Origin of the sequence: Pseudomonas delhiensis (assembly GCF_900187975.1) — a bacterium.
GTDB classification, from domain to species: domain Bacteria; phylum Pseudomonadota; class Gammaproteobacteria; order Pseudomonadales; family Pseudomonadaceae; genus Pseudomonas; species Pseudomonas delhiensis.
This window is the reverse complement of the sequence record NZ_FZPC01000032.1, coordinates 42,046-58,251: the sequence shown is the minus strand read 5'-3', so window position 1 is coordinate 58,251 and position 16,206 is coordinate 42,046. Positions and strand designations below refer to the sequence as shown.

At 70.5% G+C, this 16,206-nt stretch carries 11 protein-coding genes; 6 read left to right on the top strand and 5 right to left on the bottom strand.

All coding sequences use genetic code 11. From position 1 onward, the window contains the following. Positions 1-7 precede the first annotated feature (7 nt). Positions 8-2,869: an aminomethyl-transferring glycine dehydrogenase gene (gene gcvP / locus CHC02_RS24870; protein ID WP_089394073.1), complete on the top strand. Its 2,862-nt coding sequence runs from the start codon at positions 8-10 to the stop codon at positions 2,867-2,869. Positions 2,870-2,954: 85 nt separating this feature from the next. After that, positions 2,955-4,067, top strand: coding sequence for a glycine cleavage system aminomethyltransferase GcvT (gene gcvT, locus CHC02_RS24865; RefSeq protein WP_089394072.1), 1,113 nt, complete (start codon positions 2,955-2,957; stop codon positions 4,065-4,067). Between the two features lie 316 nt (positions 4,068-4,383). Here gcvT and CHC02_RS24860 read toward each other — a convergent pair whose 3' ends face one another. The 4 genes from CHC02_RS24860 to CHC02_RS24845 all read right to left on the bottom strand — a co-directional run bounded on the left by CHC02_RS24860 (position 4,384) and on the right by CHC02_RS24845 (position 9,038). Further along, positions 4,384-4,785, bottom strand: coding sequence for an META domain-containing protein (locus CHC02_RS24860; protein WP_089394071.1), 402 nt, complete (start codon positions 4,783-4,785; stop codon positions 4,384-4,386). After that, positions 4,782-5,222, bottom strand: coding sequence for a hypothetical protein (locus tag CHC02_RS24855; RefSeq protein ID WP_089394070.1), 441 nt, complete (start codon positions 5,220-5,222; stop codon positions 4,782-4,784). The genes CHC02_RS24860 and CHC02_RS24855 overlap by 4 nt, the downstream gene beginning before the upstream one ends. Before the next feature lie 73 nt (positions 5,223-5,295). Then, positions 5,296-6,285, bottom strand: coding sequence for a 2-hydroxyacid dehydrogenase (locus CHC02_RS24850; RefSeq protein WP_089394069.1), 990 nt, complete (start codon positions 6,283-6,285; stop codon positions 5,296-5,298). Positions 6,286-6,293: 8 nt separating this feature from the next. Then, a complete protein-coding gene (locus tag CHC02_RS24845) occupies positions 6,294-9,038 on the bottom strand; it encodes a response regulator (RefSeq protein ID WP_089394068.1) in 2,745 nt (914 codons plus the stop codon). A 163-nt stretch (positions 9,039-9,201) separates the two neighbouring features. Between CHC02_RS24845 and CHC02_RS24840 the strand changes: the two genes are divergently transcribed. Together CHC02_RS24840 and CHC02_RS24835 are read left to right on the top strand one after the other, a co-directional pair. Continuing rightward, entirely contained in the window at positions 9,202-9,912 is a 711-nt protein-coding gene (locus CHC02_RS24840; RefSeq protein ID WP_089394067.1) for a response regulator transcription factor, read from the top strand. Beyond that, positions 9,890-11,269: a HAMP domain-containing sensor histidine kinase gene (locus tag CHC02_RS24835; protein WP_089394066.1), complete on the top strand. Its 1,380-nt coding sequence runs from the start codon at positions 9,890-9,892 to the stop codon at positions 11,267-11,269. Before CHC02_RS24840 ends, CHC02_RS24835 begins: the two co-directional genes overlap by 23 nt. 22 nt (positions 11,270-11,291) lie before the next feature. On the opposite strand, the gene CHC02_RS24830 is transcribed toward CHC02_RS24835, so the two are convergent. Continuing rightward, a complete protein-coding gene (locus CHC02_RS24830) occupies positions 11,292-13,520 on the bottom strand; it encodes a TonB-dependent receptor domain-containing protein (RefSeq protein WP_089394065.1) in 2,229 nt (742 codons plus the stop codon). A 332-nt stretch (positions 13,521-13,852) separates the two neighbouring features. Here CHC02_RS24830 and cysM point away from each other — a divergent pair, with 332 nt between their 5' ends. Next, complete coding sequence (cysM, locus tag CHC02_RS24825) at positions 13,853-14,752, top strand: cysteine synthase CysM (RefSeq protein ID WP_089394064.1); 900 nt, start codon at positions 13,853-13,855, stop codon at positions 14,750-14,752. A 1-nt stretch (position 14,753) separates the two neighbouring features. Next, positions 14,754-16,118 (top strand): 23S rRNA (uracil(1939)-C(5))-methyltransferase RlmD, encoded by a 1,365-nt coding sequence (gene rlmD, locus CHC02_RS24820; RefSeq protein ID WP_089394063.1) that lies wholly within the window; start codon positions 14,754-14,756, stop codon positions 16,116-16,118. Positions 16,119-16,206 lie beyond the last annotated feature (88 nt).

The window sequence follows — 16,206 nt, the reverse complement described above, 5'->3', positions numbered from 1 at the left end:
AGCCCGCATGAGCAAGGTCCAACTGAGCACCCGCAACGAATTCATCGCCCGCCACATCGGCCCGCGCGAGGCCGACACCCAGGCCATGCTCGAACTGGTCGGCTACGCCAGCCTCGACGCCCTGACCGACAGCGTCATCCCCAGCAGCATCAAGGGCACCAGCGTGCTCGGTGGCAGCGAAGGGCAGGGCGAGGCCCAGGCCCTGGCCGACCTGCGCGCCATCGCCGCGAAGAACCAGCTCTTGCGCAACCACATCGGCCAGGGCTACTACCCCTGCCACACCCCGGCGCCGATCCTGCGCAACCTGCTGGAAAACCCGGCCTGGTACACCGCCTACACCCCCTACCAGCCGGAAATTTCCCAGGGCCGCCTGGAAGCCCTGCTGAACTTCCAGACGCTGATCGGCGACCTGACCGGCATGCAGATCGCCAACGCCTCGCTGCTGGACGAAGCCACTGCCGCCGCCGAGGCCATGACCTTCTGCAAGCGCCTGTCGAAGAACAAGGCCGCCCAGGCCTTCTTCGCCTCCGCCCACTGCCACCCGCAGACCCTCGACGTGCTGCGTACCCGCGCCGAGCCGCTGGGCATCGAGGTGGTGGTCGGCGACGAGGCCGCGCTGCAGGACTTTTCCGCCTACTTCGGCGTGCTGCTGCAATACCCGGCCAGCACCGGCGCGGTCATCGACTACCGCGAGCTGATCGAGCGCGCCCACGCCGCCGGTACCCTGGTGGCCGTGGCCGCCGACCTGCTGGCCCTGACCCTGCTGACGCCGCCGGGCGAGTTCGGCGCCGACGTGGTCCTGGGCAGCGCCCAGCGCTTCGGCGTGCCGCTGGGCTTCGGCGGCCCGCACGCGGCCTACTTCGCCACACGCGATGCCTTCAAGCGCGACATGCCCGGGCGCCTGGTCGGCATCTCCATCGACCGCTTCGGCAACCCGGCGCTGCGCCTGGCCATGCAGACCCGCGAGCAGCACATCCGCCGCGAGAAGGCCACCAGCAACATCTGCACCGCCCAGGTGCTGCTGGCCAACATCGCCAGCATGTACGCCGTCTACCACGGCCCGCAGGGCCTGAGCGACATCGCCCGGCGCGTGCACCGGCTGACCGCCATCCTCGCCGTCGGCCTGGCGCAGCTGGGCCACAAGGTCGAGCAGGAGTTCTTCTTCGACACCCTGAGCGTCGCCGCCGCGCGCCCGGCCGCCGAGGTCCATGCCGCCGCCAGGGCCGCCGGCCTCAACCTGCGGGCGATCGACGACGGCCGCGTCGGCGTGAGCCTCGACGAAACCTGCGAGCAGGCTGCCGTCGAAGCCCTGTGGGCGGTGTTCGCCGCCGGCCAGGCGCTGCCGGACTTCGCCGCCCTGGCCGCCAGCGTCGGCGACCAGCTGCCGCAAGCCCTGCTGCGCACCTCGGCCTTCCTGCGCCACGAGGTGTTCAACCGCTACCACTCGGAAACCGAGCTGATGCGCTACCTGCGCAAGCTGGCCGACAAGGACCTGGCGCTGGACCGCAGCATGATCCCGCTGGGCTCCTGCACCATGAAGCTGAACGCCGCCAGCGAGATGATCCCGATCACCTGGGCCGAGTTCGGCAACCTGCACCCCTTCGCCCCGGCCGAGCAGGCCGAGGGCTACCGCGCCATGACCCAGGAGCTGGAGGCCATGCTCTGCGCCGCCACCGGCTACGACGCCGTGTCGCTGCAGCCCAACGCCGGCTCCCAGGGCGAGTACGCCGGCCTGCTGGCCATCCGCGCCTACCACGCCAGCCGTGGCGAGGGCCACCGCGACATCTGCCTGATCCCGTCCTCGGCCCACGGCACCAACCCGGCCACCGCCCAGATGGCCGGCCTGCGCGTGGTGGTCACCGCCTGCGACGCGCGCGGCAACGTCGACCTGGCCGACCTCAAGGCCAAGGCCGAGGAACACCGCGAGCGCCTGGCGGCGATCATGATCACCTACCCGTCGACCCACGGCGTGTTCGAGGAAGCGGTGCGCGACATCTGCGCCATCGTCCACGACAACGGCGGCCAGGTGTACATCGACGGCGCCAACATGAACGCCATGGTCGGCTTGTGCGCGCCGGGCAGGTTCGGCGGCGACGTGTCGCACCTGAACCTGCACAAGACCTTCTGCATCCCCCACGGCGGCGGCGGCCCGGGCGTCGGCCCGATCGGCGTGAAGGCGCACCTGGCGCCCTTCCTGCCCGGCCATGGCGAGCAGCTGGAGCGCAAGCAGGGTGCGGTGAGCGCCGCGCCCTTCGGCAGCGCCAGCATCCTGCCGATCACCTGGATGTACATCCGCATGATGGGCGGCGCCGGCCTCAAGCGCGCGTCCCAGGCGGCCATCCTCGGCGCCAACTACATCGCCCGCCGCCTGGAAGAGCACTACCCGGTGCTCTATACCGGTGAGAACGGCCTGGTGGCCCACGAATGCATCCTCGACCTGCGCCCGCTCAAGGACACCAGCGGGATCAACGTCGACGATGTGGCCAAGCGCCTGATCGACTTCGGCTTCCACGCCCCGACCATGTCCTTCCCGGTGGCCGGCACGCTGATGGTGGAGCCCACCGAGAGCGAGTCGAAGCAGGAGCTGGACCGCTTCTGCGACGCCATGATCCGCATCCGCGAGGAAATCCGCGCGGTGGAGCGCGGCGAGCTGGACAAGGACGACAACCCGCTGAAGAACGCCCCGCACACCGCGGCGGAGCTGGTCGGGCAGTGGAGCCACCCTTACAGCCGCGAGCAGGCGGTGTACCCGCTGGCCAGCCTGGTGGACGCCAAGTACTGGCCGCCGGTGGGCCGCGTGGACAACGTCTACGGCGACCGCAACCTGGCCTGTTCCTGCCCGTCGATCGCCGACTACCAGGACGCCTGAGTCCCCGCGCCCGCCCCGGCGGGCGCCGTGGCCGCGGCTGGCGCCGGATGCGCCGGCGCGGCCTTTTTTTCGCCAAGGAGACGCCATGAGCCTCGCCAAGACGCCCCTGTACGACCTGCACCTGGAACTGGGTGCGAAGATGGTTCCCTTCGCCGGCTACGAGATGCCGGTGCAATACCCCCTGGGCGTGCTCAAGGAGCACCTGCATACCCGCGCCCGGGCCGGCCTGTTCGACGTTTCGCACATGGGCCAGCTGCGCCTGCGCGGCGCGGATGCCGCCGCGGCGCTGGAAAGCCTGGTGCCGGTGGACATCCTCGACCTGCCGCTGGGCCAGCAGCGCTATGCGCTGTTCAGCAACGCCGAGGGCGGCATCCTCGACGACCTGATGGTGGCCAATGCCGGCGACCACCTGTTTCTGGTGGTCAACGCCGCCTGCAAGGACCAGGACCTGGCGCACCTGCGCCAGCACATCGGCGACCGCTGCGAGATCGAATCGCTGTTCGACAGCCACGCCCTGCTGGCCCTGCAGGGCCCGGCGGCGGCCGAGGTGCTGGGACGCCTCGCCCCGGCGGTGAAGGCGCTGACCTTCATGCAGGTGGCCACGGTCGAGCTGCTCGGCGTGCAATGCAACGTCAGCCGTTCCGGCTACACCGGCGAGGACGGCTACGAGATTTCCGTGCCGGTGGCCCAGGCCGAAGCCCTGGCCCGCGCCTTGCTGGCCGAGGAAGAGGTGCAGCCGATCGGCCTGGGCGCGCGCGACTCGCTGCGCCTGGAGGCCGGCCTGTGCCTGTACGGCCATGACATGGACAGCGCCACCACCCCGGTGGAGGCGAGCCTGGGCTGGGCCATCTCCAAGGTGCGCCGCGCCGATGGCGCGCGCGCCGGCGGCTTCCCCGGCGCCGAGCGGATCTTCGCCCAGCAGCGCGAAGGCGTGGCCAGCAAGCGCGTCGGCCTGCTGCCGCAGGAGCGCGTGCCGGTGCGCGAAGGGGCGGAGATCGTCGACGCCGATGGCGCGGTGATCGGCAAGGTCAGCAGCGGCGGCTTCGGCCCGAGCCTGGGCGCGCCGGTGGCCATGGGCTACGTGGCCGGCGCCCATGCCGCGCTGGACAGCGAAGTGTTCGCCATGGTCCGCGGCAAGCGCGTGCCGATGAAGGTGGCGCGCACGCCCTTCGTGCCGCAGCGGTATTACCGCGGCTGAAGCGCATCGCGGACGGAGTCCGTTCCTGCGACCGTGCTTCCTGGAACCGTAGGAGCGGGCCCTGCCCGCGAATCGCGCGCAGGGCGCGCTCCTACAGGTGGGACAGTGGTGGCAGGGTAGGAGCGGACTCTGTCCGCGATTTGGCGGATAACGCCGTAGGCGTTATGCGCCCTACGCCAAGCCCTCCCATGACGTAGGGCGAATAACCGTTCGCGGTTATCCGCCGTTGGCCGTGTCACCGGGATGTCCGGCGTGGCCGGTGAATCCCATCGCGGACTCTGTCCGCGATCATGGCGAATAACGCCGTAGGCGCGCCTCAATCCTCCGGCCACATCCGCAGCACGCGGCTGTCGGCCGAGAGCAGGCGCAGTTCGCCCTTGTCTGTTATTTCCCAGCGCTGCACTTCGCCCAGGGCCTGGAAGAAGCGCTGTTCCTGCTCCATCAGCGCCGGCGCGCACATCCGCCGGGTGCTGCCGGGCTGGCCGAAGCTGAGCTGCTCGCCATCGATCTGGTAGCTGGCGAACCAGTGGTTGCAGCCGGCGTTGCCGAACGCCCGGCCCTGGCCGTCGAAGGTCAGGCTGACGTGGCTGCGGCCCACCAGCGGGCGCTTGCCGATCCATTCCACGCGGTAGGCCTGGTCGCTTTCCGGTTCCGTCGGGTGCTGGGCGCAGCCGGCCAGCAGCAGGGCGCCGAGCAGGGCTGTCAGCGTCTTCTTCATGCTTGCTCCCGGGCCTGGCAGGCGGGGCAGAGGTGGCGGTCGCCGTCCACGCTCCAGCCCAGCTCGGCGATGCGCGCGGTGGCGGCAGGGGCGTGGGCGGCCTTGCCGAGGCTGGCGTCGACGGCGAACTCGAAGTCCAGCATGGTCCCGCAGCCGTCGCACTTGACCTGCCAGTTGAGGATCGACAGCTCCTTGAACACCGGCCCCTTGGCCACCGCGGTCCATTGCCCCGGCGGGTTGATCAGGTGGCGCACCTTGTCCACCGTCAGCGTCATGCTCAGGTCGCGGCTGCCCTTGAGGCTGACCAGCAGGGTGTCGCCGTTCTGGATCGAGCCACCGTTGCCGGTGACCTGGTAGAGGCCCGGGCCGAGCGCGCGGCACTCGTTCAGCGTGTGTTGCGGGTTGAGCAGGTTGTAGCGGAAATCGTGTTGAGCCATGGGTCCTCCGAAAGTCCGCCCATAGTAGGGGAAGTGGCCCGGACTCGCGACCGTGGCGGCGTGGCCACGGTCCTCAGGGTTCGACGAGGTTGACAGGAGCACCTTGGCGCCAGGCGGCGATGTTGTCCAGCGTGGTCCCGGCGATGGCCGCCAGCGCCTCGCGGGTGAGGAAGGCCTGGTGCGCGGTGATGATCACGTTGGGGAAGGTCAGCAGGCGCGCCAGCACGTCGTCCTGCAGCGGCAGGTCGGAGCGGTCGGCGAAGAAGATCTCCGCTTCCTCCTCGTAGACGTCCAGCCCCAGGTAGCCCAGCTGGCCGCTCTTGAGCGCCTCGATCAGCGCCGGGGTGTCCACCAGCGCGCCGCGGCCGGTGTTGATCAGCATGGCGCCGCGCTTCATGCGCTGCAGGCTGTCGGCGTTGACCAGGTGGCGGGTGGCGTCGTTGAGCGGGCAGTGCAGGCTGATCACGTCGGACTCGGCGAGCAGTTGGTCGAGGCCGACGAAACGCCCGCCGAGGGCCTCGATGGCCGGGTTGGGGTAGGGGTCGTAGGCCAGTATCCGGCAGCCGAAGCCGCGCATGATCTGGGCGAACACCTGGCCGATCTGCCCGCTGCCGACCACCCCGACGGTCTTGCCGTGGAGGTCGAAGCCGGTCAGCCCGTGCAGCGAGAAGTCGCCTTCGCGGGTGCGGTTGTAGGCGCGGTGCAGGTGCCGGCACAGCGCCAGGACCAGCCCCACGGCATGCTCGGCCACCGCGTGGGGCGAGTAGGCCGGCACCCGCACCACGGTCAGCCCCAGGGCGTGGGCGGCGGCCAGGTCGACGTGGTTGTAGCCGGCCGAGCGCAGGGCGATCAGCCGCGTGCCGCCGGCCGCCAGGTGTTCCAGCACCGGCCGCGAGAGGTCGTCGTTGACGAACGGGCAGACCACCTCGAAGCCCATGGCCAGGGCGACGGTGTCCGGGCGCAGCGGGCTCTGCTGGAAATGCAGCTCGAAGCCGTGCCCGGGGTTGGCGGCGAGGAAGCTGTCGCGGTCGTGGTTCTGGCTGCTGAACAGGATGATGCGCATGGCCGGCCTCAGTGGGTGTCGTGGGGCGCGCGCTGCCCGGTGTGGCTTTCGGTGGCGCGGGTCAGCTCGCCGATGGCGTGGTCCAGGTCCTCCAGGGCGGCGCCGGCCTGCGGGTCGTTCTGCTTGAGCAGGGTTTCCGCGCGCTGGCAGGCGGCGCGCAACTGCGGCACGCCGCAGTAGCGGGTGGCGCCGTGCAGGCGGTGCACGCGCTCGATCAGGGTGGCGCGGTCGTTGCGCTCGCGGGCCAGGCGGATGGCCTGGCGGTCGGCGGCCAGGGAGGCGAGCAGCATGGCCAGCATGTCGGCGGCCAGGTCGGCCTTGCCGGCGGCCAGGCGCAGGCCTTCCTCGGCGTCGAGCACGGCCAGGCCGTCGGCGGCGCAGCGCCCGCCCTGGGCCGCCATGCCGCGGCCGGCCAGGGCCAGGCCGGTCCACTTGAGCACCACCTGGGCCAGCTGGCGCTCGTCGATCGGCTTGGTCAGGTAGTCGTCCATGCCGCCCTGCAGCAGGGCGCGCTTCTCGTTGGCCAGGGCGTGGGCGGTGAGGGCGACGATGGGCACCGGGCTGACCTCGCGCTGGGCCTCCCAGTGGCGGATCGCCTCGGTGGCCTGGCGGCCGTCCATGCCGGGCATCTGCACGTCCATGAAGACCAGGTCGAAGCGCTCGCGCTGCACCGCTTCCACCGCGGCCAGGCCGTTGTCCACCGCGGTGACTTCCGCGCCCAGGTCGCCGAGCAGGGTCTGCACCAGCAGCAGGTTGGCCGGGTTGTCGTCGACGCACAGCAGGTGCGGCACCTGGCGCTCGGCCCGCGGCGAGGGCTTGTCCTTGCGCGCCGGGCGCAGGTGCAGGAGCTGGTCGAGGGCGTGCTGCAGCTTGCGCGTGCAGGCCGGCTTGCTCTGCACCTGGCCCTCGGGCAGCACGGCGTTGTACTGCGACTGGTCGACGGTGGGGCACAGCACCAGGGTCTTGCAGCCCTTGAGCTCGAAGTCGCGGATGGTCTGGCGCAGCACGTCCGGCTGGCTGTCGGCGAGGTTGACGCCGAGCACCGCCAGCTCGATCGGCGCGCTGCCGGCTTCGGCGGGCTTGTCCAGGGCTTCGCGCAGGGCGTCGAGGCCGTCGAACTCGTGCACCTCCAGGCCGCAGTCCTCCAGTTGGTGGTGCAGCGCGGCGCGCGTCAGCTCGTGGGGTTCGCAGAGCGCCACGCGGTGGCCGCTGGGCGGCGCCGGCAGGTTGTCGTCGCTGTCCTCGCGGGCCTTGGGCAGGCTCAGACTGATCCAGAATTCCGAGCCTTCGCCGGAGCTGCTGTCGACGCCGATCTCGCCGCCCATCTGCTCGATCAGGCGCTTGGAGATCACCAGCCCCAGGCCGGTGCCGCCGGCCTGCCGCGACAGCGAGTTGTCGGCCTGGCTGAAGGCCTGGAACAGCGCGCGCAGGTCGGCGTTGGTCAGGCCGATGCCGGTGTCGCGCACGCTGATGCGCAGCTGCGCGCGCTCGTCGTTCTCGTCCTCGAGCATGGCGCGCACGGCGATGGTGCCTTCGTGGGTGAACTTGATGGCGTTGCTCACCAGGTTGGTCAGCACCTGCTTCAGGCGCAGCGGGTCGCCCACCAGGTTCAGCGGGGTGTCGCGGTAGATCAGGCTGACCAGTTCCAGGCGCTTCTCGTGGGCGGCCGGGGCGAGGATGGTGAGGGTGTCCTGGACCAGCTCGCGCAGGTTGAACGGGATGTTCTCGAGGATCAGCTTGCCGGCCTCGATCTTGGAGAAGTCGAGGATCTCGCTGATGATCCCCAGCAGGCTCTCGGCGGACTTCTGGATGGTACCCAGGTAGTCCTGCTGGCGCACGGTGAGGTCGCTCTTCTGCAGCAGGTTGGTGAAGCCGATGATGCCGTTGAGCGGGGTGCGGATCTCGTGGCTCATGTTGGCCAGGAACTCGGACTTGATGCGGCTGGCCTCCAGGGCCTCCTTGCGCGCCAGGTCCAGCTCGATGTTCTGGATCTCGATGGTCTCCAGGTTCTGCCGCACGTCCTCGGTGGCCTGGTCGATGTTGTGCTGCATCTCTTCCTGGGCGCTCTGCAGCGCCTCGGCCATGCGGTTGATGCCGCCCGCCAGCTCGTCCAGCTCGTGGCTGCCCAGGGCCGGCAGGCGGGTTTCCAGGCGGCCTTCCTTGAGCTGCGCGACGCCCTGGGCGATCTGCCCCAGGGGCGCGCTGATGGCGCGGCTCATGCGCAGGGAGAGCAGGGCGGTGACCACCAGGCCGCTGACGATCAGCAGCAGGCTGGTGAACAGGCTGCGGTAGCCGCGCAGCAGGGTGCCGTGGTGCGAGAGCTCCAGCTCGACCCAGCCGAGCAGGCGGTTGGCGTCCTCCTCCGGGGTGCTGGACAGGCTGCGGTGGCGGCCCAGCACCGGCAGCAGGAAGTGCGTGGTGTCCAGGCTGCTGACCAGGCTCAGGTGGGTGGCGTCGCCGCCGGGCATGGGGGTGAGGATGCTCGGCCCGGCGTGGACCAGGCGCGTGCGCTCGGGCCCCAGGAAGGTCACCGCGCGCACGTCGGGCTGGTCCAGGGCCTCGTTGGCGATGCGCTCCAGCAGCGGCAGGTCGCCGTGGTCCAGGGCGGAGGCCGACAGCGGGGCGAGCTGTTCGGCGATCAACTGGCCGCGCTCGATCAACTGCACGCGCATGTCCGACAGCTGCACCCAGGTGAAGTAGCCGCCCAGCACCAGCGTCAGCAGGCTGGTGGGCAGCAGGGTGAGCAGCAGCACCCGCCGCCGAGATCCTTGAACACGCGCGTCCTCCTAAGCGGTTTCGGGGCAGTTTAGCGGGTCGCCGGGCGGGAATCCCGCACATTGACCGCCGGACGGCTGCGCTTGCCCTGGGCATGGGCCCTCATGAATACTTGTCGTTCGCGAATAAGTCTTGTTTGCCATGATCCAGACTGCTACCAGCCAACCCCGCCTGCTGACCATCGAGGACGACCCCACCCTGGGCGCGCACCTGCACAGCCACCTGAGCCAGCGCGGCTTCGCCGTGACCTGGTGCCGCGATGGCCGCGAGGGGCTGGACCAGGCCTTGAGCGAGGCCTTCGACCTGGTCCTGCTGGACGTCATGCTGCCCGGCTGCAGCGGCCTGGAGGCCCTGCGCCAGTTGCGCCGCGAGCAGCGCGTGCCGGTGATCCTGATGTCTGCCCTGGGCGCCGAGCAGGACCGCATCGCCGGTTTCTCCCAGGGCGCCGACGACTACCTGCCCAAGCCCTTCAGCCTGGCCGAGCTGAACGTGCGCATCGACGCCATCCTGCGCCGCGTCGCCCTGGAGCGCGGCAGCCTGCTGCCGGCGGGCCCGGAGGACGCCGGGCTGCGCCTGAGCGAGGAGCCCTGCGAGGTGGCCTGGGAAGGGCAGAGCGCCGGCCTCACCGCCACCGAGCACCGCCTGCTGGAGACCTTCCTCGGCAACGTCGACGAGACCCTGAGCAAGCCGTTCCTCTACCAGCATGTGCTGCACCGTGGCTTCACCGCCCACGACCGCGGCCTGGACATGCACGTCAGCCACCTGCGCCGCAAGCTGCAGTCCATCGGTTACCTGCGCCATCAACTGCGCGCGGTCTGGGGCAAGGGTTATGTTTTCGCTAGCGCCGAATGAGCGGCGCCCGCGCCAGCTGCTGCCCGGCCGCCATTCGCTGTTCTGGCGCCTGGCGGTGCCGGTGGTGCTGCTCTGCCTGCTGCTCATCTGGCTGTCCTGGACCTGGGGCCGCCAGGTCGAGCGTCGCGGTTATTTCCTCGACGCTCAGGCCCAGGCCGTGCTGCGGGGCTACGCGGCCGACCTGGAGCGGGCCTGGAACGCCGGCGGCGAGGCCGCGGTGGACGACTGGCTGGCGCGCATGCGGGCCAGCGAGCAGACCTGGATGGTGGCGCTGGACGGCCGCCTGCAGCCCCTGGGCAGCCAGCCGCTGAGCATCGAGGAGGCCACCCGCCTGACCTTCCAGCGCGGCCTGGACTGGCCGGTGAGCAACCGCAGCCGGAGCCTGCCCTACATTGGCATTCCCTTCCCCGGGCACCCCGCCGACGGCCGCCTGGTGCTGCAGCTGCCGCAACGCTTCAAGCCCGGCGGCTACTCCGTGCTGCTGCGTTTCTTCACCCATGGGCTGGTGCCCGCCGGGCTGGCGCTGCTGCTGTGCACGCTGCTCTACCGCCAACTGATCCACCCGCTGGCGCGCCTGCGCGAGCACGCCAACGCGTTGCGCGCCGACGACCTGGGCTCGGGCGCCGCCCGCGAGGTCAGCGTCCGCCGCGACGAGCTGGGCGAGCTGGGCCGCGCCTTCGACCACATGGCCCAGCGCCTGAGCGGCCACGTGGAGTTCCAGCGCCAGTTGCTGCGCGACCTGTCCCATGAGCTGCGCACCCCGCTCAGCCGCCTGCGCGTCGCCGCCGAGAGTGCGCCGGCCGACGACCCGTTGCGCCTGCGCCTGGAGCGCGAGGTGGAGGTCATGCAGCGCCTGGTGGCCAACACCCTGGAGCTGGCCTGGATGGACACCGAGCGGCCGCGCCTGCCGCTGGAGGACGTCGCCATCCTGCCGTTGTGGGAGCTGCTGGTGGAGGACGCCGGCTTCGAGTCCGGCTGGGCGCCTTCGCGCTTCCACTGCGAGGTGCCGGTGGACTGCGTGGTCCGCGGCCATCTCAACGGCCTGGCGCAGGCCCTGGAGAATCTGCTGCGCAACGCCATCCGGCATTCCCCGGAAGGCGGTTGCATCCACCTGCTCGGCCAGCGCGAGGGGGACTTCTGGCACCTCTGCCTGGCCGACCAGGGGCCGGGGGTGGCGGCCGCCGACCTGGAGCGCATCTTCCTGCCCTTCACCCGCCTTTCCGCGGCGCGGTCCGGCGAGGGCTTCGGCCTGGGGCTGAGCATCGCCCGCAGCGCCATCCGCCTGCAGGGCGGCGAGCTCTGGGCCGAGCGCGGCGACCCCGGCCTGCGCATGCACCTGCGCCTGCCCGCCGCCTGAGGCGGGCGGGCGCGGGCCGGCGTCAGAACTCGAGCACCGCCGACAGCCACAGCCGCCGGCCCTGTTCCAGGGTGCCGGTGGTGGCCTGGGCCGTCTGGATGTAGTGGGAGGCCCAGGCGGTGCCGCCGGTGGCGGTCGTGTAGTACTCGCCGCCCAGGAAGTCCTTGTCCAGCAGGTTGTATACGGCGGCATTGAGGGTCAGGTTCTGGCTGGCCTTGAACGAGCCGCCGAGGTGGAACACCTGGTAGGCGTCCAGGTCGCCGACCTGGCGGGCGATGGCCTGGTTGGCCGCGCTGAGGTTGGCGTAGCGCGAGGTGAAGCGCGCCCGCTCGCCGTGGTGCTCGCCCTTGAGCCAGAGCTTCAGGCGTTCGTGCGCCTGCCAGTCGAGCCGGGCATTGGCCAGGTGCCTGGGGGTGTTGGTCAGCGGGGCGCCCTTGTCGTCGCCGCTGAGCTGCTCGCTGTCGGTGTAGGTGTAGTTCAGCGCCAGCGCCCAGGCCGGGGCGAAGGCCCAGCGCCCGGCCAGCTCCACGCCCTGGGTGCGGGCCTTGCCGATGTTCACCTGCTGGGCGAAGTTCTCCTGCTGGAAGCTGCTGCCCATGTCGATGCAGCCGGGCTGGTTCGGCGCGTCCGGCCAGTTGCAGTTGGCCACCGGGGGGCCGGTGTCGATCTTGTCCTTGAAGCGGGTGTGGAACAGCGTGAGGTTGGCGTTGAAGTCGGCGAGGTTGTCGTAGTAGATGCCGAACTCGGTGCTGGTGGAGGTTTCCGGGTCCAGGTCGGGGCTGCCGATGGTGATGATCTGGCCCTGGCCGCTGACGCCGTTGATGCCGTCGTGCAGCTGGTTCAGCGTGGGCGTCTTGTAGCCCTGGCTGACGCCGCCCTTGAGCGTCCAGCTGTCGGTGGTGTTCCACACCAGGTAGGCGCGCGGGCTGAAGTGCCCGCCGAAGGCCTCGTGGTCCTCGTAGCGGCCGCCGAGGGTCAGCGCCAGGTCCTCGCGCAGGCGCCACTCGTCCTCGGCGAACAGCGCCCAGGAGCTCTGCTGGAAGTCTTCGGTGGCGATGCCGTCCTCGACCTTGGCGTCCCAGTACTGGCCGCCGAGGGTGAAGACGTGCGCCTGGCCCAGGGGCATCACCAGCTTGCTGTCCAGCACCAGGTCGGTGGATTTCAGCTTGCGCGCGTCGCCGCCGACGATCGACGGGTAGCCGCTGTAGGGCACGCCCATGGTGCCGGGGATGGTGCGCCCGAGAGTCTCGGTGGCGATGTGCGTCAGGCTGCTGTCGAGGGTGCCGAAGCCCAGGCGGCCGGTGTGGGAGAGGGCGAACTGGTCGCGCTCGAAGCGCAGCTCGTCGGCGTAGCCGTTGGCCCGCGTCGGCGCGTCGCGGCTGCAGCCGTCGGTGGCGCTGCCGCCGGCCTTGCCGTCGAGGTTGCCCAGCTGGCAGTCGTCGTTGTCGTACGCCTGGCGGCCGCGCTCGAAGTCCAGGGAGATGTCGTGCTCGGTGTTGGGGGTGAAGGTCAGGCGGCTGCCGATGTTGTAGTTCTGCCCCTCCACCGGGGCGGCGCCGCGGCGGCTGACGGTGGCGCCGTCGTCGAAGCTCAGGTCCGAGGCGCCGCGGTCGAGGAAGCTGCCACGCAGGTTCAGGCCGAGCTTGTCCACCACCAGCGGGCCGCTGGCGTACAGGCTGGTGCCGCTGCTGTCGCCGTAGTCGCGGTGTTCCTGGAAGGTGTGGTCGAGGCTGAGGGTGGCGCCCCATTCGGGGGCCACCTTGCGGGTGATGATGTTGACCACGCCGCCCATGGCGTCGGAGCCGTAGAGCGTGGACATCGGGCCGCGGATCACCTCGATGCGCTCGATGGCCGAGAGCGGCGGCATGAAGCTGGTGGCGGTCTCGTTGAAGCCGTTGGGGGTGATGTTGCCTGCGCTGTTCTGCCGGCGGCCGTCGATGAGGATCAGGGTGTAGTCGCTGGGCATGCCGCGGATGCTGATGTTCAGCCCGCCGGTCTTGCCGGTGCCCTGGCCGATGTCGACGCCCTCGACGTCCTCCAGGGCCTCGGCCAGGTTGCTGTAGCGCTTCTGCTCCAGTTCCTCGCGGCTCAGCACGCTGATGCTGGCCGGCGCCTCGGTGACCTTCTGCTCGTAGCCGGCGGCGGTGACCACGGTATCGCCCAGGCTCAGGGTGTCGTTGCCCTGGGCCTGGCCGGCGATGGCCAGGGCGACGGCGCCGGCCAGGGCGTGGCGGGAAAGGGGAAGGGACATCTGTTGGCTCCTGATTGCTCGTGATGGCGGCGGAGCCTGTGGGTAACGCAAATCATTTTCATCTTCACGAAGGTTACCGCATATGTCGGCGGAGGCCTCGGATTGCGCTGCAGCCCACGGTCCATGGGCGCTGAAGCACTTTGTGGCAGCATGTGAATTGCGGAGCTTTCCTACGCGAATGTTCAGGTGTTCATATAAGGATTCCGCAGCCTCGACGCCGGGGCCGGCAGGGCCGCCGATGCCACTCGCTGCGCTTGCCGATATGGCCGGCGGCGGTTTACCGGTATCATAGGCCGTTATCCAGATCCGCCTTGCTGACGACGAGCGACTCCATGACCGTGCAGTACCCCACCATCGCCGAGTGCATCGGCAATACTCCGCTGGTGCGCCTGCAGCGCCTGCCCGGGGAAACCTCCAACACCCTGCTGGTGAAACTCGAAGGCAACAACCCGGCCGGCTCGGTGAAGGACCGCCCGGCGCTGTCGATGATCACCCGTGCGGAGCTGCGCGGCGACATCCGCCCCGGCGACACCCTGATCGAGGCCACCTCCGGCAACACCGGCATCGCCCTGGCCATGGCCGCGGCGATCAAGGGCTACCGCATGATCCTGATCATGCCGGACAACTCCACCGCCGAGCGCAAGGCGGCCATGACCGCCTACGGCGCCGAGCTGATCCTGGTGAGCAAGGAGCAGGGCATGGAAGGCGCCCGCGACCTGGCCGACCAGATGCAGCGCGAAGGCAAGGGCAAGGTGCTGGACCAGTTCGCCAACGGCGACAACCCGGTGGCCCACTACCAGGGCACCGGCCCGGAGATCTGGCGCCAGACCGGTGGCGAGATCACCCACTTCGTCAGCTCCATGGGCACCACCGGCACCATCATGGGCGTGTCGCGCTACCTCAAGGAGCAGAACCCGGCGGTGCAGATCGTCGGCCTGCAGCCGATGGAAGGCTCGTCGATCCCCGGCATCCGCCGCTGGCCGCAGGAATACCTGCCGAAGATCTTCGACGCCAGCCGCGTCGACCGCGTGGTGGACATGCACCAGAGCGAGGCCGAGGACGTCATGCGCCGCCTGGCCCGCGAGGAAGGCATCTTCTGCGGCGTGTCCTCGGGCGGCGCGGTGGCGGCCATGCTGCGCCTGTCCCGCGAGCTGGAGAACGCCGTGCTGGTGGCGATCATCTGCGACCGCGGCGACCGCTACCTGTCCTCCGGAATCTACGACCCCAACTGACATGGCCAAGCAGAGAAGCGGGCTGCGCTTCCAGCCCAGCGGCGGCGCCCGCGGCACGGGCGTGCCGGTGGGCAAGAAGCAGCGCCTGCGCATCGAGCGCCTGGCCCATGACGGCCGCGGCATCGCGCACCTGGAAGGGCGCACCTGGTTCGTCGCCGGCGCCCTGCCCGGCGAAGAGGTCGAGGCCCGCGTGCTGGCCGCGCGCAGCCAGGTGGTGGACGCCCGCGGCGAACGCATCCTGGCCGCCGCGCCGGAGCGCCGCGCCGAACCCTGCCCGGTGGCCGGCAAGTGCGGCGGCTGCACCCTGCAGCACCTGCCCCACGCCGGACAATTGGCGCTCAAGCAGCGCACCCTCGCCGAGCAGTTGCAGCGCTTCGGCGAGATCGTCCCCGAACACTGGGCAGAGCCCCTGGCCGGCCCCGAATTCGGCTATCGCCGCCGGGCCCGCATCGCCGTGCGCTGGGATGCCAAGGCCCAGCGCCTGGAGGTCGGCTTCCGCGCCGCCGCCAGCCAGGCCATCGTCGCCTTCGACGACTGCCTGGTGCTGGTGCCCGAGCTGCAGGCGCTGGCCCGCGAACTGCCGGCGCTGCTGCAGGGTTTCCAGCGGCCGCGGGCCATCGGCCACGTCGAGCTGTTCCACGGCACCGCCTGCGCCTTGCTGCTGCGCCACACCGAAGCTTTGCCCGGCGCCGACCTCGAACGCCTCCAGGCCTTCTGTTCGGCACGGGATGTGCAGCTGTGGCTGCAGGGCGACGGCGAACCGACGCCGGCCGACGGCGAGGGGCGACTGGGCTACCGCCTGGACGCCTGGGACCTGGCCCTGGCCTACCGGCCGGGGGACTTCGTCCAGGTCAACGAGCCGGTCAACGCGGCCATGGTCGCGCAGGCCCTCGACTGGTTGGCTCCCGCGGCGACGGAACGGGTGCTAGACCTGTTCTGTGGCCTGGGCAATTTCGCCCTGCCGCTGGCCCGCAGCGCCGCCTGCGTGGTGGGCGTGGAGGGTGTGCACAGCATGGTCGCGCGCGCCGCGGCTAACGCCCGGGCCAATGGCCTGGACAACGCCGTGTTCCACCAGGCCGACCTGGCGCAGCCGCTCTCCGCGGCGCGCTGGTTCGCCGGGGACGCGGCCAAGGGATTTTCCGCCGTGCTGCTCGACCCGCCGCGTGACGGCGCGCTCGAGATGGCACGGGGCATGCGCGCCCTGGGCGCCGAGCGGGTACTCTATGTGTCCTGCAACCCGGCGACCCTGGCGCGCGACGCCGGCGAACTGGCCCGTCAGGGCTATCGCCTGAAGCGTGCCGGAATCCTCGACATGTTCCCGCAGACGGCGCATGTGGAGGCGATGGCTCTGTTCGAGGCAGGTTAGGACGACCTGCGCAATCCGACCGGCCCACGCCAGAAAGGCCGGCGCAGTCGAGCGGTGTGCCGTGGCACACCGTGGGGAAGGGTAGACA